Raw genomic sequence first — 17,291 nt, forward strand, 5'->3', positions numbered from 1 at the left:
GTAGGAGCAGCCTTGCGCTGCGAAGAGGCCGGTAAGGCTAAAGATTATCTTTGGCTGCAATGGCCTCTTCGCAGCACAAGGCTGCTCCTACAGTGAATGGTGCAACGCCAGCCAGGGGCGCTCAAAATGATGGCATTCGGCCCTTTCATATTGGCGTGATATGGTTCCCCCTTAGCCACCAGCGCCTGCCAGAGATCCTCCGATGCCCAACACCACCCATCTCCACCCCGGCTTCATGATCGTCCACGGCAACCGCCTCGACGACCTGCGCAGCCTGGTGGTGAGCTGGATGCGTCGCTACCCCTTGGCGCCACTGGAAAACGAAATCGCCCTGGTACAAAGCAATGGCATCGCCCAGTGGCTCAAGCTGGCCCTGGCCGAAGACCCGCTTGAAGACGACCAGGGCGGTTGTGGCATCGCCGCCGCAATCGATGTGCAACTGCCCGGCAGCTTCATGTGGCAGTTGTACCGAAGCGTGCTGGGCCGCGACGAAATTCCTGAAGTTTCCCTGCTCGACAAGGCCCCGCTGACCTGGCGCCTGATGCGCCTGCTGCCGGCCCTGATCGAACGACCGCATTTCGAACCGCTGCGGCGCTTCCTTACCGACGACAGCGACCTGCGCAAGCGTTACCAGCTCGCCGAGCGGCTGGCCGACCTGTTCGACCAGTACCAGGTCTACCGCGCTGATTGGCTCAAGGACTGGGCGGCGGGCGAGCATATTCTCAACACCGCCCGCGGCGAGCGCAAAGCGCTGCCCCCGGGCAACCGTTGGCAGGCCGAACTGTGGCGTGCGCTGCTGGATGATGTCGGCGAAGCGGGCATGGCACAGAGCCGCGCCGGGGTGCATCAGCGCTTCATCGAGCGTATCAATAGCTTGCAGCAGGCACCTGCCGGGTTGCCACCGCGGGTGATCGTGTTCGGTATCTCTTCGCTGCCAGCCCAGGCACTGGAAGCATTGGCGGGCCTGGCGCGCTTCAGTCAGGTGCTGCTGTGCGTGCACAACCCCTGCCGCCACCATTGGGCCGATATCGTTGCCGACAAGGATCTGTTGCGCCATCAGTACAAGCGCCAGCAGCGCAAGCAGGGCATGCCCCTGCAACTGGACGACCAGTCGCTGCATCAACATGCCCACCCGTTGCTGGCAGCCTGGGGCAAACAAGGCCGCGACTACATCAACCTGCTCGACAGTTATGACGACCCGGGCAGCTATCAGGGTGTGTTCAGCGATGGCCGCATCGACCTGTTCAGTGACGGCTCGCCCACAACGCTGCTAAACCAGTTGCAGGACGACATTCTCGAACTGCGCCCGCTCGCCGAAACCCGCGAGCTGTGGCCGGCAGTCGACACGGCGAAAGACCGCTCGGTGCGCTTCCACATTGCCCACAGCCCGCAACGCGAAGTGGAGATCCTGCACGACCAGCTGCTGGCCCGCTTCAGCGCCGACCCTACCTTACGCCCGCGTGACGTGATCGTCATGCTGCCGGCCGTCGACACCTACGCGCCGCATATCCGCGCGGTGTTCGGCCAGTTGCAACGCAATGACCCGCGCTACATTCCGTTCACCCTCACCGACCAGGGCCAGCGTGGTCGCGAGCCCTTGCTGATCGCCCTCGAACACCTGCTGAAGCTGCCGGACAGCCGCTTCGCGGTCAGCGAAGTGCTCGACCTGCTGGACGTACCAGCCGTGCGTGCACGCTTTGGCATCCGCGAAAACGACCTGCCCACGCTGCACCGCTGGATCGAGGGCGCCGGCATTCGCTGGGGGCTCAATGCCGAGCAGCGGGCCAGCTTGGGCTTGCCCGCAGGGCTTGAACAGAACAGCTGGCGTTTCGGCTTGCGGCGCATGCTGCTGGGCTACGCGGTGGGTGTGGGTGAAGCGTGTGATGGCATTGAACCCTACGATGAAATCGGTGGCCTGGACGCGGCATTGATCGGCCCGCTGGCCGCGCTGCTCGACGCGCTCGAAGTGGCCTATCAGGCCTTGTCCGAGCCTGCCACCGTCAGCCAGTGGGGGGAGCGCCTGAATGCCTTGCTGCAAGTGTTCTTCCTCGCCGAGGGTGAGCGCGACGAATTTCTGCTGATGCAGTTGCAGGACCTGCGCGATAACTGGCTTGAGGTGTGCGAAACCGTTGGCCTGCAAGACCCACTGCCGCTGACCGTAGTCCGTGAAGCCTGGCTGTCGGGCCTCGATCAGGGCAAGCTGTCGCAACGCTTCCTCGCCGGTTCGGTGAACTTCTGCACCCTCATGCCCATGCGCGCCATCCCGTTCCGCGTGGTCTGCCTGCTGGGCATGAACGATGGCGACTACCCCCGTGCCCAGCAACCGCTGGACTTCGACCTGATGGCCAGCGACTACCGCCCCGGTGACCGCTCGCGCCGCGAAGATGACCGCTACCTGCTGCTCGAAGCGTTGCTGTCGGCACGTGACCAGCTGTATATCAGCTGGATCGGGCGCAGTATCCGCGACAACAGCGAACGCCCGGCCTCGGTACTGATCGGTCAGTTGCGCGATCACCTCGCTGCCGGTTGGCATCTTGCCGGCACAGAACAAGGGGAGCCAGCGCAACCGGGCGAGCAGTTTTTACACGCCCTGACCCAGGAGCACCCGCTGCAACCGTTCAGCTCGCGTTACTTCGAGAAGGGCAGCCCGCTGTTCAGCTTTGCCCACGAATGGCAGGTGCTGCACCAGCAGAGCCAGGAAGACGAGCAGGGTGACTCTGCCCTGCCGCCTTACCAGGACGATGAATCCTTGAGCCTGACCCAATTGAATGACTTCCTGCGCCACCCGGTGCGGCATTTCTTCAGTCAGCGGCTGAAGGTGTATTTCGAAGCGCTGGAAGCGCCAACCCCGGACGAAGAACCGTTCGTTCTCGATACCCTGCAACGCTACGGCGCCAGCGAAAGCCTATTGGGTGCGGCACTGTCCGAGCCGGACAATGCCGAGCAAGCCTTGCAGGCACAGGCCCGACGTCTGCAGGCCTGTGGCTTGCTGCCGCTGGCCGGCTTCGGCGATTTGCTGCAAAGCGAGTTGATCGAACCTCTACCCGATCTGCTGCAACGTCACCGCCAGTTGTTGCAACGCTGGCCCCAGCTGGTCGAGGGCGCGTTGCCGGTGCATTTCGAGCACGGCCAGCATCGGCTCGAAGGCTGGCTGGGCCGGGTGTTCCAGGCGGACGACCAAAGCCTGCTCAGCATCACCACCGTGCCCAACACCATCAGCGCCGGGCGCAACAACCTCAAGTGGCACCGCCTGATAGCGCCCTGGGTAACGCACCTGGCGGCCTGCGCGGCGGGCTACCGCTACAACAGTGCGCTGGTGGCCAGCGACCTGACTCTGCTGCTCGCACCGCTGCCCCAAGACCAGGCCGCACAACTGCTGGGCGACCTGTTGGTGGCCCGCCAGGCGGCGATGAACGCGCCGCTGCCGGTTGCAGCCAAGACCGCGTTCGCCTGGCTGGCCCAGGACGATGCCGACAAAGCCCTGGCAGCGGCTGCCCGTGCCTATGAAGGCGACGAGCGCACCAGCTTCGGCGAGCGCAGTGAAAGCATCGCCCTGGCCCGCCAGTACCGCGACTTTGCCGCACTTACCGCTGACGAAACCTTTGAAGGCTGGTGCGAAACCTTGTACCGCCCATTGTTCACCGCCCCTTGGCAAACCCTGGGCAACCCGGAGAAAGGCGCATGACCCAGGACCGTCCCCTGGCACTGAGTTTTCCCCTGCACGGCAGCCAGCTGATCGAGGCCAGCGCCGGCACGGGCAAGACCTTTACCATTTCGGCGCTGTACCTGCGCCTGATCCTCGGTCACGGAGGGGAGCAGGGATTCAATCGCGAGCTGCTACCACCGCAGATCCTCGTGGTGACCTTCACCGACGCCGCCACCAAGGAGCTGCGCGAACGTATCCGCGCCCGTCTGGCAGAGGCTGCACGGTTCTTCCGTGGCGAACTGGAAGGCGCCGACCCGCTGCTGCATCAGCTGCGTGACGATTATCCGCAAGAGGCCTGGCCGCGTTGTGCAGGCCGCCTGGAAATCGCCGTGCAGTGGATGGACGAAGCGGCGGTATCGACCATTCATGGTTGGTGCCAGCGCATGCTGCGCGAGCATGCCTTCGACAGCGGCAGCCTCTTCACCCAGACCCTGGAAACCGACCACAGCGAACTGCTCGGCCAGGTCATGCGCGATTACTGGCGGCGCTTCTGCTACGGCATGCAGGGTGACGCACTGGTCTGGGTGCGTGGCAACTGGGGCAGCCCCGATGCCCTGCTGCCGCGCATTCGCCCACTGTTTGGCCGCGTGCGCGCCCTGCAGGACGGGCCAGAGCCCGAAGCACTGATCCAGGCATCGCTGCAGCAACGTGGCGAACAGCTGGCCCAGCTGAAGGCGCCCTGGGCGCAGTGGGCCGAGGAACTGCGGCAAATTTGCCGCGATGCGCTGGCCGCCAAGCAGGTCGATGGCCGCAAGATGCAGGCCCGTTACTTCGAGCCCTGGTTCGACAAGCTCTGCGCCTGGGCCGGCGACGTGCAACTCGTGGAGCTCGACCTGGGTACCGGCTTCACCCGCCTGACGCCAGATGGCATGGCCGAAGCCTGGAAGGGCGAGCCACCCGAGCACCCGGCCCTGAACGCGATGCAGACACTGCAGCAACAATTGCAGGCGCTGGACAGCCCGGATGCACCCTTGCTCGAGCACGCTGCCAACTGGGTATCGGCACGGTTCGAAGTGGAGAAGCGCCGGCGTGCGGAAATGGGCTTCGACGACATGCTCGTGCGCCTGCAGCACGCCTTGGCCAGCGAGGCCGGCGAGCGCCTGGCCGGCCTGATCCGCGAGCAGTTCCCGGTAGCGCTGATCGACGAATTCCAGGACACCGACCCGGTGCAGTACGGCATTTTCGAGCGCATCTACCAGATCAGCGAAAACCGCGCAGAAACCGGCCTGTTCATGATCGGTGACCCCAAGCAGGCGATCTACGCCTTCCGCGGTGCCGACATCTACACCTACCTCGCGGCACGGCGCGCCACCAGCGGCCGCCTGCACAGCCTGGACACCAACTACCGCTCCAGCAAGGCCATGGTCGCGGCGGTCAACCAGGTGTTTCTGCAGGCCGAGGCGCGTGAAGCGGGGCGCGGTGCATTCCTGTTTCGCGAGGCCGACGACAACCCGCTGCCGTTCATCGAAGTCCGTGCCAAGGGCCGTGGCGAACAGCTGATGATTGACGGGGAAGCCAGTGCAGCTCTGCAATGCTGGCAGCTGGAAAGCGATGAACCCGTCTCCAGCAGTGTCTACCGCCAGCAGCTGGCAGCCAGTTGCGCCAGCCATATCGTCGCCGTGCTCAATGGCGGCCAGCAGGGCACGGCGGGCTTCCAGAATGGCGAAGGCGAACTGCGCCCGTGCCTGCCCTCGGACATCGCCATCCTGGTGCGTGACGGCCATGAAGCGCAGATGGTCCGCGCCGAGCTGGCCGCACGGGATGTGCGCAGTGTGTACCTGTCCGACAAGGACTCGGTGTTTTCCGCCCAGGAGGCTCACGACCTGCTGGCCTGGCTCAAGGCCTGCGCCGAGCCAGACTCGGAGCGCCTGCTCAAGGCCGCACTGGCCAGCCTCACCTTGGGGCTGTCGCTGGCCGCGCTGGATCGGCTGAACCAGGACGAACGGGTCTGGGAAGGCTGGGTCATGCGTTTTCGCCATTATCGCGATACCTGGCAACGCCAAGGCGTGCTGCCCATGCTGCGGCACCTGCTGCATGACTTCCAGCTGCCGCGCACGCTGATCCGCCGCAGTGACGGCGAACGTGTGCTGACCAACCTGCTGCACCTGGCCGAACTGCTGCAGCAGGCGGCAGGTGAGCTGGACGGTGAGCAGGCGCTGATCCGCCACCTGGCCGAGCACCTGGCCAGCTCCGGTCAGGCCGGTGAAGAGCAGATCCTGCGCCTGGAGAGCGACGAACAGCTGGTCAAGGTGGTGACTATCCACAAGTCCAAGGGCCTGGAGTATCCCCTGGTCTACCTGCCGTTCATCTGCACCAGCAAACCGGTGGACGGCAGCCGCCTGCCGTTGGCCTGGCATGACAGCCACGGCAACGCCCACCTCACCCTTACCCCGGACCAGGCGCAGATCGAGCGCGCCGACGATGAGCGCCTGGCCGAAGACCTGCGCCTGCTCTACGTGGCCCTGACCCGCGCCCAGCATGCTTGCTGGCTGGGTGTTGCCGACCTGAAGCGCGGCAACCAGAAGCGTTCACAACTGCACCGCTCGGCATTCGGCTACCTGCTGGGAGGCGGCCTTGCCTTGGCGGGCTCGCAGCAGCTTACCCAGTGGTTGCAGGCGTTGGCGGCGACATGCCCGCACATCACTTGCCCGGGCCTGCCGCCGGCAGATGAGCAGGTGTATCGCATGCCCCATGCCCACCGTGAGCTGCTGCCCGCACGCAAGCCGCGCCGCGCAGCGGCCGAGCATTGGTGGATCGCTTCGTACAGCGCCCTGCGTATCGGCGATCAGGCGCTGGTTGCCGACAGTTCGCAGGCCCAGCAACTGCTGGATGACGAAGTGGTCGATGCCCAGGTACTGCGCGAGGTGCCGGCCGACAGTGGCGACATTCACCGCTTCCCGCGGGGGCCGAACCCCGGCACCTTCCTGCATGGCTTGCTGGAATGGGCGGGCCGCGAAGGCTTCAGCCAGGTCAGTGGCAACCCGCAGCTGATCGAGCGCACCGTTGGCCAGCGCTGCAACCGCCGCGACTGGACCGGCTGGATCCCCACCCTCAGCCAGTGGATGCAGCGCTTGCTGGGCGAGGCCCTGCCGTTGCCGGGCAGCGACCAGGGCGTGACGCTGGGGCAGTTGCGTCATTACCAGATCGAAATGGAATTCTGGTTCGCCAGCCACCGGGTCGACGCCGAACAACTCGACCGCCTGGTGGCACGCCACACCCACCCTGGCCTGGCGCGCCCGGCAGCGCAGCCGACCGTGCTCAACGGTATGTTCAAAGGTTTTATCGACCTGGCGTTCGAGCTGGACGGGCGTTACTACGTGACCGACTACAAGTCCAACTGGCTGGGCCCGGACATTCAGGCCTACGACGCCATGGCCATGGAAAAGGCCATTATCGAGCACCGCTACGACCTGCAATACGTGCTGTACCTGCTGGCCCTGCACCGGCAGTTGCGCGCCCGCCTGCCGGACTACGATTACGACCGCCATGTAGGCGGCGCCCTGTTCATCTTCCTGCGCGGCGCGAGCAGCAGCGGCCACGGCGTGTACCACACCAAGCCACCGCGCGAGCTGATCGAAAGCCTTGATGCGCTGTTCCGTGGCGAGCACCCGCCGGCACAGCAGGACCTGTTTGCCGGAGCCGAGATATGAGCCGAAACCTGGTTGACCTGTTGCCCACCCCGTTGCACGCCGAGCACCTGCTGGCGCTGGCGCCACAGCACGACAGCGGTGACCTGTTGCAACTGCTCGATCGCTGGGTCGAGCGAGGCTGGCTGCGGGCCCTGGACCGCGCGTTCGTCTCGTTCCTCGAAGAGCGCGCCCCTGGCAGCGATCCCTTGTTGTTACTGGCGGCAGCACTGGCCAGCCACCAACTGGGCCACGGGCATGTCTGCCTCGACCTGCAGCAAACCCTGGCGGAGCCCGATTTCGCCTTGTCGCTGCCGCCTGAAGGCGATGCCCTGATCGGGCCCTTGCTGCTGCCGTCGCAGTTGCTGGCCAACCTCGATTTGAATGCCTGGCGCCAGCGCATCGCCGCCAGCCCGCTGGTGGCCGCTGGCGATACCCCGGGCCAGCAAGCCCGGCCACTGGTACTCAGCGGCGAGCGCTTGTACCTGCGCCGTTACTGGAGCTACGAGCGGCGGATCGACCATACCCTGCGCCAGCGCCTGACCCAGGCCGAAGCACCGCTCCCCGACCTGTCAGATCGCCTGGCGCAACTGTTCGAGGGCGGTGCGCCAGATGGCCAGGTGGACTGGCAGAAGCTCGCCTGTGCGCTGGCGACCCGCGCCGGTTTCAGCATCATTACGGGCGGCCCCGGCACGGGCAAGACCACCACCGTGGTGCGCCTGCTGGCTTTGCTGCAAGGGCCGGCAGTGGAGCAGGGCAGGCCGCTGCGCATCCGCCTGGCCGCGCCGACCGGCAAGGCTGCTGCGCGCCTGACCGAATCCATTGGCCAGCAGGTCGAGCGCCTGCAAGTCAGTGCCGAAGTACGCGGGCAAATCCCCACTGACGTCAGCACCGTGCACCGCCTGCTCGGCAGCCGCCCGGGCTCGCGGCACTTCCGCCACCATGCCGGCAACCCGCTGCCGCTGGATGTGCTGGTGGTCGACGAAGCGTCGATGATCGACCTGGAAATGATGGCCAACCTGCTGGATGCCCTGCCACCGCGCGCGCGCCTGGTGCTGCTGGGCGACAAGGACCAGTTGGCCTCGGTCGAAGCCGGTGCGGTACTGGGCGACCTGTGCCGGGATGCCGAAGAGGGCTATTACTCGCCAGCGACTGCAGCGTGGCTGGAGCAGATCAGTGGCGAGTCGCTGGCCGCCAGCGGCCTCAAGGCCGGTGATGAGCAGCGCAACCCACTGGCCCAGCAATTGGTGATGCTGCGTTTTTCGCGGCGCTTCGGTGAAGGCAGCGGCATTGGCCAGCTGGCGCGGCTGGTCAACCGCCAGGATTCCCACGCGGCGCGCAACCTCCTGGCCAAACCGCCGGCCGATGTGCACAGCCTTGCCCTCAAGCACGAGCAGGACCGTGCGTTCGACCGCCTGCTGCTCGACGGCCTGAACCGCGGTGCCGAAGGCCCGCAGGGCTATCGCAGCTACCTGCGCACCCTGGGCCGCTACCGGCCTGCACTGGAAACCGCCTTTGACGACCCCGCGTGGGAGCAATGGGCAGCCAAGGTGCTGCACAGCTTCGAGGACTTCCAGTTGCTGTGCGCGGTGCGCCGTGGCGCCTGGGGTGTCGAAGGCCTCAACGAACGGGTGGCCCGGGTGCTGCACAATGCCGGGCTGATCGACAGCCAGCAGCCCTGGTACGAAGGCCGCCCAGTGCTGGTGACCCGCAACGACTACGGCCTGGGCCTGATGAACGGTGACATCGGCATCGCCCTGCGTCTGCCGGACGAGCGCGGTGAGCCGCTGCTGCGGGTGGCCTTCCCGCGGAACGACGGCAGTGGTGGTGTGCGTTTCGTCTTGCCCAGCCGGCTCAACGAAGTGGAAACGGTATTCGCCATGACCGTGCACAAATCCCAGGGCTCGGAGTTCAGCCACACCGCGCTGGTACTGCCCGATGCGCTCAACCCGGTGCTGACCAAGGAGCTGGTGTACACCGGCATCACCCGGGCCAAGCACTGCTTCAGCCTGGTCGAGCCACGGCAAGGCATTTTCGAAGAAGCGGTGGCGCGCAAGGTGCGGCGTATTTCCGGGTTGATGCTCGAACAGGTCTAGCCTTGGGGAACCGCGGGTTTACTAAAATTTCGATCATTCATGCGGTCCTTGTGGGAGCGGGTTTACCCGCGAACACCGGCGCAGCCGGTGCCATCCACCGCGTCGCCTGCTTCGCGGGTAAACCCGCTCCCACAGGGAATGCATGCGCCCCTGAGATCGGCGTCTTTCATACAACGATGCGGCCATGTGCTATCGTTGCGCCGATACAAGAAAGGACTTTAAGAGATTCCCCACATGAACGTGGCCGCAAGGCGAGTGACAAGCTGTGCGCTTTCGCTATTGTTGGCCGTCCTGTTCCTTTCTGCAGGCCCCGCCCAGGCAGAAACCGCCACAACCGCCGCCCAGGCGCAGCAACGCGCCAAGGCCGTCACCCAAGTGGTACTCGGCATCTTCAGTTACGCCCGCTGGCCCGCCGAACCTTCACCCTTGCGCTTGTGCCTGGTCGGCCCGACCGAATACGCCGATGACCTGATCAAAGGCCATGTGCAGGAGTCCGGCCGCCCGCTACAGGTGCGGCGCCTGCTGGCGGAAGATACCCAGGTCGCCCAGGCCTGCGATGCCATCTACATCGGCAAACTCGACCAAGGCCAGCGCGATCGACTGTTCGAGCGCGTCAGCGGCCACCCGGTACTGAGCATCAGCGAAGCGAACGACCCGTGTACGGTTGGCAGCCTGTTCTGCCTGCGGGTCAGCGACCAGCAGGTGGCCTTTGACGTCAACCTCGACTCGGTGGCGCGCTCCGGCGTACGCATCCACCCCAGTGTGCTGCAATTGTCGCGGCGCCGGGCGGTGCAGCCATGAAGCCGACCCGCAAGCAGGGCGTGCGCCCGACCCTGCGCTCGGTGCTGGGCCGTGGCCACCTCAGCGTTGCCTTGCTCGCCGTGGGCCTGGCCGGTATTTCCCTTACCCTGCTGGGCGTGCTCGCCCTGCGTGTGTACGCCAATCACAACCTGCACCTGATCGCCCGCTCCATCAACTACACCGTGGAAGCGGCAGTGGTATTCGATGACAGTGCCGCAGCCAATGAGTCGCTGGCGCTGATCGCCAGTAACGAGGAAGTGGCCGAGGCCAAGGTCTTCAACGACGAAGGGGCGCTGTTGGCACACTGGCAACGCGGCGATACCGGCATGCTCGCCAAGCTTGAAGTGCAGGTTGCCACCGCCTTGCTGGATGAGCCGGTCAAGCTGCCGATCCTGCACCAGCAGCAGCAGGTCGGGCACATCGAGGTAGTCGGCCAGGGCCGTAGCCTGTTGCTGTTCATGCTCAGCGGCTTGGGCGGCATCCTGTTCTGCACGCTTCTCAGTGCCCTGGCTGCGCAATACCTGTCGCGGCGCCTGCTCAGCGATATCGTCCGCCCGCTGCGTGGCCTGGCCAGCGTCGCCCACGCCGCCCGCCGCGAGCGCAGTTTCGACCGGCGCGTGCCGGAAGCGCCGATTGCCGAACTCAACGAACTGGGCAACGACTTCAACGCCCTGCTCGACGAACTGGAGGTATGGCACAGCCACCTGCAGAACGAAAACCAGACCCTGGCCCACCAGGCCAGCCACGACAGCCTGACCGGCCTGCCCAACCGCGCCTTCTTCGAAGGGCGCCTGAATCGCAGTGTGCGTAACGCTGCGCGCCAGCAGGACCACCTGGCGCTGCTGTTCCTCGACAGCGACCACTTCAAGCAGATCAACGACACCCTTGGCCATGCCGTGGGCGACGAAGTACTGATCAGCGTGGCCGACCGCGTGCGTGCCCAACTGCGCGAGCACGACCTGGTGGCACGCCTGGGCGGTGATGAGTTCGCGGTACTGCTGACACCGTTGCAGTCGCGCGAGGATGCCGAGCTGATTGCCGAGAAGATTGTTGCCAGCATGAAGCTGCCCGTGCAGCTGGACAGTGGCCGCAGTATCGCCACCTCACTGAGTGTCGGTATTGCCTATTACCCGGATGACGGCGCTGACCCCGCCAGTCTTCTCAATGCCGCCGATGCGGCGATGTACCAGGCCAAGCGCAAACGCCCTGGCCATTGGCAAGTGGCGCAGACGGAACGGTCCGCCAGTGAAATCAAGAACAGGAGTTGAACCCGTGATACACGCTTTACGTTTCCCCCTTTGGGCTTTGTTGCTCGCCGTGCTGGCGCTGACCGGTTGCCAGAGCGCGCCCCCAAAAGGCCTGACCCCCGAACAGATCGCCGTGCTCAAGCGCGAAGGCTTTACCCCGACCGATGAAGGCTGGGCCTACGACCTGTCCGGCAAAGTGTTGTTCGGCAGCGACCTGGATGGCCTCAACGGCCAGAGCCAGGCGATTGTCGAGCGCATTGGCAAGGCGCTGCTCGGCGTGGGCATCCAGGGCGTGCGGGTGGACGGCCATGCCGATTCGTCGGGCAAGGCTGCGTACAACCAGCAGCTGTCCGAACGCCGTGCGCAGAGCGTGACCAGGGCGCTGGTCGGGGTTGGCATGCAGGCACAAAATATCCAGAGCCGCGGCCTGGGCAGCACACAACCGGTGGCGGACAACCGCACCAGCGCTGGGCGTACCGAGAACCGACGGGTATCCATCGTGGTGGCCTCTTACTGACCGCTGTCCCGTGAGCTATCACATTTCTTTGTAGGAGCAGCCTTGTGCTGCGAAGAGGCCAGCCCAGGCACTGCAGTTGTGTTGCCATGACCGGCCCCTTCGCAGCACAAGGCTGCTCCTACAAATGGAGCTACGGAGCACCCATCATTCCTGAGCAAACCGCATCTCGCGGGTCTCGCCCATCAACAATGGCGCATTGGCCTCGGTCACCCCTCGGATGTAATCCCACAACAGGGTAATGCGCTTCAACTTGCGCAAATCCTCCCGGCAGTACATCCAGAACTGCCGCGTCACCTCGATCTCCTCGGGCAGCACCGTCACCAGTCGCGGGTCCTGCGCCGCAAGGAAGCACGGCAGTATCGCCAGCCCACGCCCCTGCAACGCGGCGGTGTACTGCGCAATCACGCTGGTACTGCGCAAGTGCGCGCTGGCGCCGGGAATCAGGTTGGCCAGGTACAAAAGCTCCGAACTGAACGCCAGGTCATCCACGTAACTGATGAACGGATGTTTGGCCAAGTCGGCGACCTGGCGGATGGGCGCGTGGTTGTCCAGATAGTCCTGGGTCGCATACAGCCGCAAGCGGTAATCGCACAGCTTGCAGCACACATAAGGCCCATGCTCCGGCCGCTCCAGTGCAATGACGATGTCCGCCTCGCGCTTGGAAAGGCTGATGAAGTGCGGCAGCGGCAGGATATCCACCGAGATCGCCGGGTAGGCATCGACGAAGTGGCTTAGCTGCGGGGTGATGAAAAAGCTGCCAAAGCCCTCGGTGCAGCCCATGCGGACATGTCCCGACAATGCCACGCCCGACCCGGACACCTGCTCGCACGCCATGTGCAGCGTGCTTTCTATCGACTCGGCATAACCGAGCAAGCGCTGGCCCTCGGCGGTGAGGACAAAGCCGTTGGTCCGCGACTTTTCGAACAGCAACGTACCCAGCGCCCCCTCCAGCGAGCTGATGCGCCGCGACACCGTGGTGTAGTCCACGCTCAGGCGTTTGGCGGCACTGCTGGCCTTGCGGGTGCGGGCCACCTCGAGGAAAAACTTCAGGTCGTCCCAGTTGAGCGCGCTCAGGGATGTGAGGTCTTTTTGCATGATGATCCGGTTTTTTTGTGCGTTCTTGTTGGATGTTTGCACATCTATACTCGAAACAAGCCTCAGGACGCCACCTCGCGTTTGCTTGGCGCTGGCGATCTCGTCCCGACAATAATTCCAAGGAGAACGCAGATGAACGCACCGCAGTCCCCTAACAGCACCAAGGTCGAGCAGGTGAAGCTGCTGATCGACGGCCAATGGGTCGAGTCCAAAACAACCGAGTGGCGCGACATCGTCAACCCGGCCACCCAAGAGGTGCTGGCGCGCGTACCGTTTGCCACCGTCGAGGAAGTCGATGCTGCCGTGGCCGCTGCCCACAGTGCCTTCCAGACCTGGCGCAACACCCCGATTGGCGCGCGCATGCGCATCATGCTCAAGCTGCAGGCGCTGATCCGCGAACACACCAAACGCATTGCCCAGGTGCTCAGCGCCGAGCAGGGCAAAACCCTGGCCGATGCTGAAGGCGATATCTTCCGCGGCCTGGAAGTGGTCGAACACGCTGCGTCCATTGGCACCCTGCAGATGGGCGAGTTCGCCGAGAACGTCGCCGGCGGTGTCGATACCTACACCCTGCGCCAGCCAATCGGTGTATGCGCCGGTATCACCCCGTTCAACTTCCCGGCCATGATCCCGCTGTGGATGTTCCCCATGGCCATCGTCTGCGGCAACACCTTCGTGCTCAAACCGTCCGAGCAGGATCCGCTGTCGACCATGCTGCTGGTGGAGCTGGCGCTGGAGGCCGGCGTACCGGCGGGCGTGCTCAACGTGGTGCACGGTGGCAAGCAAGTGGTGGATGCCATCTGCACGCACCAGGACATCAAGGCGATTTCCTTCGTCGGCTCCACTGAAGTCGGTACCCACGTGTACAACCTCGGTAGCCAGCACGGCAAGCGCGTGCAGTCGATGATGGGCGCCAAGAACCACGCGGTGGTGTTGCCCGATGCCAACCGCACGCAAACCGTCAACGCCTTGGTCGGTGCCGCCTTTGGCGCGGCGGGCCAGCGTTGCATGGCCACTTCGGTGGCGGTGCTGGTGGGCAAGGCCCGTGAATGGCTGCCAGACATCAAGGACGCGGCGAGCAAGCTCAAGGTCAATGCCGGCTGCGAGCCAGGTACCGACGTTGGCCCGGTGGTGTCCAAACGCGCCAAGGAACGTGTGCTGGGCCTGATCGAAAGCGGCATCAAGGAAGGCGCCAAGCTGGAGCTCGACGGCCGTGAGGTCACGGTGCCGGGTTACGAGCAGGGCAACTTCGTTGGCCCGACCCTGTTCTCGGGCGTGAAGACCGACATGCAGGTGTACACCCAGGAAATCTTCGGCCCGGTACTGGTCACCCTGGAGGTCGATACCCTCGACGAGGCCATCGCCCTGGTCAACGCCAACCCGTTCGGCAACGGCACCGGCCTGTTCACCCAAAGTGGCGCGGCAGCGCGCAAGTTCCAGAGTGAAATCGATATCGGCCAGGTGGGCATCAACATCCCGATCCCGGTACCGGTACCGTTCTTCAGCTTCACCGGCTCCCGTGGCTCCAAGCTTGGCGACCTCGGCCCGTACGGCAAGCAAGTGGTGCAGTTCTACACTCAGACCAAGACCGTTACCGCCCGCTGGTTCGATGACGACAGCGTCAATGACGGTGTGAACACCACCATCAGCCTGCGCTAAGGAGACGTCATGCGTATTGCATTCATCGGCCTCGGCAACATGGGCGCGCCCATGGCCCGCAACCTGATCAAGGCCGGGCACCAACTGAACCTGTTCGACCTCAACAAGGCCGTGCTGGCCGAGCTGGCAGAACTGGGTGGGCAGATCAGCCCGTCGCCCAAGGACGCAGCGGCCAACAGCGAGCTGGTGATCACCATGCTGCCAGCTGCGGCCCATGTGCGCAGCGTGTACCTGAATGAAGATGGCGTGCTGGCCGGCATTCGTGCCGGTACGCCTACCGTGGACTGCAGCACCATCGACCCGCAGACCGCCCGTGATGTGTCCAAGGCCGCAGCGGCCAAGGGCGTGGACCTGGGCGATGCGCCGGTGTCTGGTGGTACCGGCGGCGCGGCCGCGGGCACCCTGACCTTCATGGTCGGTGCCAGCGCCGAACTGTTCGCAACGCTCAAGCCGGTACTGGAGCAGATGGGCCGTAACATCGTGCACTGCGGTGAAGTTGGCACCGGGCAGATCGCCAAGATCTGCAACAACCTGCTGCTGGGCATCTCGATGATCGGTGTGTCTGAGGCCATGGCCCTGGGCAACGCGCTGGGCATCGACACCAAGGTGCTGGCCGGCATCATCAACAGCTCGACCGGGCGTTGCTGGAGTTCGGACACCTACAACCCGTGGCCGGGCATTATCGAAACGGCGCCGGCATCGCGTGGTTATACCGGCGGCTTTGGCGCCGAATTGATGCTCAAGGACCTCGGGCTGGCCACCGAAGCGGCACGCCAGGCTCACCAACCGGTGATCCTCGGCGCCGTGGCCCAGCAGCTGTATCAGGCCATGAGCCTGCGCGGCGAGGGTGGCAAGGACTTCTCGGCCATCGTCGAGGGTTATCGCAAGAAAGAGTGATGCAAGAGGTGGGCTTCATCGCGGTCCAGGCGTCCTTCCCTCTGTAACTGCGCACCAGAGGGAAGGGCACCTGCCCCGCGATTTTTTTTGCCCGCATTTCAGGCTAGAGATTTTTGTAGGAGCAGCCTTGTGCTGCGAAGAGGCCAGTCAAGACAACACCACTGCTGTGTCTGAACTGGCCTCTTCGCAGCACAAGGCTGCTCCTACACAGGGCTATGTGTAGCTTCAGGGGTCAGGCGAAGACGAAATACTTGCGCACGGTCTCGACCACTTCCCAGGTGCCTTTCATCCCCGGTTCGATCACGAACACGTCGCCGGCTTTCAGGTGCTTCGGCTCTTCGCCTTCCGGAGTGATGATGCAGTAGCCATCGAGGAAGTGGCAGAACTCCCACTTCTCGTAGTTGACCTCGAACTTGCCCGGGGTGCAGATCCAGGTGCCCATGATCTTGCTGCCGTCGGCCGACAGGTAGGCATTGAGGTTGACGGTGTGCGGATCGCCGCCGATGCGCTTCCACTTGGTGGCGTCCACGACCGGCGTCGGGCAGGTTTCGCGCAGGACGGTGATGAAATCGGACATGGGGCAACTCCTGGTGACTGGCTGAATGACTGGTCACCATAGGCCCAACGGTCGACCCGCAGTTGCCTGGGCTCGACGTCCAGCTGTCTGGCCGCGCTATGCCAGTGGGTTTACCTCGACGGTGATGTGCGCATTCGCTACGCCCACCAGTACCGCACAAAGTGGAAGAACACTGGCGCGGCAAAGCACACCGAGTCCATGCGGTCGAGCATGCCGCCGTGGCCTTCGATCATGTGGCCCCAGTCCTTCACCCCGCGGTCGCGCTTGATCGCCGACATCACCAGCCCGCCGAAGAAGCCCATGGCGTTGACCGCCAGCGCCATCAGCGCGGCCTGCCAGAAGGTGAACGGGGTGATCCAGCACAGCAGGGCGCCGATCAGGGTGGCCAGTGCCACGCCGCCGGCCAGCCCTTCGACGGTTTTGGACGGTGACAGGTTGGGGGCCACCTTGTGCTTGCCGAACAGCTTGCCGCACACGTACTGCAGCACGTCGCTGATCTGCACCACCAGGATCAGCCAGGCGATCAGCAGCAGGTTGCGCCCCTCGTAGCCGGGGATGTCCAGGGTCATCAAGGCCGGCACCGACGACACGCAGTACACCGCGATCATCAGCCCCCACTGCACCTTTGACGCACGTTCGAGAAAGCGCGTGGTGTCGCCGCCGAAGCTGGCCAGAATCGGCAGCAGCAGGAACAGGTACACCGGGATGAAGATGCTGAACAGGCCGTACCAGTCCATGGCAATCAGCACGTACTGCACCGGCAGCGCCACATAGAACGCCGCCACCAGCGCCGGGTAGTCGCTGCGCCGGGTCGGGGTGAGGGTCATGAACTCGCGCAGGGCGTAGAACGACACGCCATAGAACAGCACGATCACGCCGTATTTGCCGAACAGGAAGGCGATGCCGATCACCAGCACCATCACCCACCAGGCGTTGATGCGGGCGTTGAGGTTGTCGATTACCGCGTGTGGTGCCGGGCCGGCGCGCCACTTCAGCAGGCGGCCGGTCACACTGGCGAGCAGCAGCAGGGCGCCGATGCCGGCGAACAGGGAAAGGGTGTTGTCGTCCAT

Annotated in this window: 11 protein-coding genes; 8 read left to right on the top strand and 3 right to left on the bottom strand. The window is 64.6% G+C overall.

Going from position 1 to position 17,291, the window contains the following annotated elements; translation table 11 throughout:
- The first annotated feature begins 202 nt into the window (after nucleotides 1-202).
- The 6 genes from recC to ABOC32_RS07155 all read left to right on the top strand — a co-directional run bounded on the left by recC (nucleotide 203) and on the right by ABOC32_RS07155 (nucleotide 11,993).
- Nucleotides 203-3,685, top strand: a complete 3,483-nt coding sequence (gene recC, locus ABOC32_RS07130; protein ID WP_426810547.1) for an exodeoxyribonuclease V subunit gamma — start codon at nucleotides 203-205, stop codon at nucleotides 3,683-3,685.
- A complete protein-coding gene (gene recB, locus ABOC32_RS07135; protein ID WP_426810548.1) occupies nucleotides 3,682-7,356 on the top strand; it encodes an exodeoxyribonuclease V subunit beta in 3,675 nt (1,224 codons plus the stop codon). Before recC ends, recB begins: the two co-directional genes overlap by 4 nt.
- Nucleotides 7,353-9,428: an exodeoxyribonuclease V subunit alpha gene (gene recD / locus ABOC32_RS07140; protein WP_426810549.1), complete on the top strand. Its 2,076-nt coding sequence runs from the start codon at nucleotides 7,353-7,355 to the stop codon at nucleotides 9,426-9,428. Before recB ends, recD begins: the two co-directional genes overlap by 4 nt.
- A 234-nt stretch (nucleotides 9,429-9,662) precedes the next feature.
- Nucleotides 9,663-10,229: a YfiR family protein gene (locus tag ABOC32_RS07145; protein ID WP_086975268.1), complete on the top strand. Its 567-nt coding sequence runs from the start codon at nucleotides 9,663-9,665 to the stop codon at nucleotides 10,227-10,229.
- Entirely contained in the window at nucleotides 10,226-11,497 is a 1,272-nt protein-coding gene (locus ABOC32_RS07150) for a diguanylate cyclase domain-containing protein (protein ID WP_426810550.1), read from the top strand. The genes ABOC32_RS07145 and ABOC32_RS07150 overlap by 4 nt, the downstream gene beginning before the upstream one ends.
- Nucleotides 11,498-11,501: 4 nt before the next feature.
- The gene (locus ABOC32_RS07155) at nucleotides 11,502-11,993 is read left to right on the top strand and encodes an OmpA family protein (RefSeq protein WP_426810551.1); all 492 of its coding nucleotides are present in this window, start codon (nucleotides 11,502-11,504) and stop codon (nucleotides 11,991-11,993) included.
- Nucleotides 11,994-12,137: 144 nt separating this feature from the next.
- On the opposite strand, the gene ABOC32_RS07160 is transcribed toward ABOC32_RS07155, so the two are convergent.
- Nucleotides 12,138-13,088 (bottom strand): LysR family transcriptional regulator, encoded by a 951-nt coding sequence (locus ABOC32_RS07160; RefSeq protein ID WP_426810552.1) that lies wholly within the window; start codon nucleotides 13,086-13,088, stop codon nucleotides 12,138-12,140.
- A gap of 132 nt (nucleotides 13,089-13,220) precedes the next feature.
- Between ABOC32_RS07160 and ABOC32_RS07165 the strand changes: the two genes are divergently transcribed.
- A complete protein-coding gene (locus tag ABOC32_RS07165) occupies nucleotides 13,221-14,747 on the top strand; it encodes a CoA-acylating methylmalonate-semialdehyde dehydrogenase (RefSeq protein ID WP_338745232.1) in 1,527 nt (508 codons plus the stop codon).
- Nucleotides 14,748-14,756: 9 nt separating this feature from the next.
- Nucleotides 14,757-15,644 carry a 3-hydroxyisobutyrate dehydrogenase gene (mmsB, locus tag ABOC32_RS07170; RefSeq protein ID WP_426810553.1) on the top strand — a complete coding sequence of 296 codons (888 nt, stop codon included), beginning with the start codon at nucleotides 14,757-14,759 and terminating at the stop codon, nucleotides 15,642-15,644.
- Between the two features lie 232 nt (nucleotides 15,645-15,876).
- Here the strand turns inward: mmsB and ABOC32_RS07175 are convergent, their stop codons facing one another.
- Nucleotides 15,877-16,221: a cupin domain-containing protein gene (locus ABOC32_RS07175; RefSeq protein ID WP_003258412.1), complete on the bottom strand. Its 345-nt coding sequence runs from the start codon at nucleotides 16,219-16,221 to the stop codon at nucleotides 15,877-15,879.
- 137 nt (nucleotides 16,222-16,358) lie between these two features.
- Entirely contained in the window at nucleotides 16,359-17,291 is a 933-nt protein-coding gene (locus ABOC32_RS07180; protein ID WP_016489124.1) for a phosphatidate cytidylyltransferase, read from the bottom strand.

This window comes from Pseudomonas sp. WOUb67 (genome assembly GCF_050058005.1).
Classification (GTDB): domain Bacteria; phylum Pseudomonadota; class Gammaproteobacteria; order Pseudomonadales; family Pseudomonadaceae; genus Aquipseudomonas; species Aquipseudomonas putida_R.

Excerpts from the sequence above, each read along its gene's own strand:
- recC (WP_426810547.1), top strand. The coding sequence starts at position 203 with ATGCCCAACACCACCCATCTCCACCCCGGCTTCATGATCGTCCACGGC.
- recB (WP_426810548.1), top strand. The coding sequence starts at position 3,682 with ATGACCCAGGACCGTCCCCTGGCACTGAGTTTTCCCCTGCACGGCAGC.
- recD (WP_426810549.1), top strand. The coding sequence starts at position 7,353 with ATGAGCCGAAACCTGGTTGACCTGTTGCCCACCCCGTTGCACGCCGAG.
- ABOC32_RS07145 (WP_086975268.1), top strand. The coding sequence starts at position 9,663 with ATGAACGTGGCCGCAAGGCGAGTGACAAGCTGTGCGCTTTCGCTATTG.
- ABOC32_RS07150 (WP_426810550.1), top strand. The coding sequence starts at position 10,226 with ATGAAGCCGACCCGCAAGCAGGGCGTGCGCCCGACCCTGCGCTCGGTG.
- ABOC32_RS07160 (WP_426810552.1), bottom strand. The coding sequence starts at position 13,088 with ATGCAAAAAGACCTCACATCCCTGAGCGCGCTCAACTGGGACGACCTG.
- ABOC32_RS07165 (WP_338745232.1), top strand. The coding sequence starts at position 13,221 with ATGAACGCACCGCAGTCCCCTAACAGCACCAAGGTCGAGCAGGTGAAG.
- mmsB (WP_426810553.1), top strand. The coding sequence starts at position 14,757 with ATGCGTATTGCATTCATCGGCCTCGGCAACATGGGCGCGCCCATGGCC.
- ABOC32_RS07175 (WP_003258412.1), bottom strand. The coding sequence starts at position 16,221 with ATGTCCGATTTCATCACCGTCCTGCGCGAAACCTGCCCGACGCCGGTC.
- ABOC32_RS07180 (WP_016489124.1), bottom strand. The coding sequence starts at position 17,291 with ATGGACGACAACACCCTTTCCCTGTTCGCCGGCATCGGCGCCCTGCTG.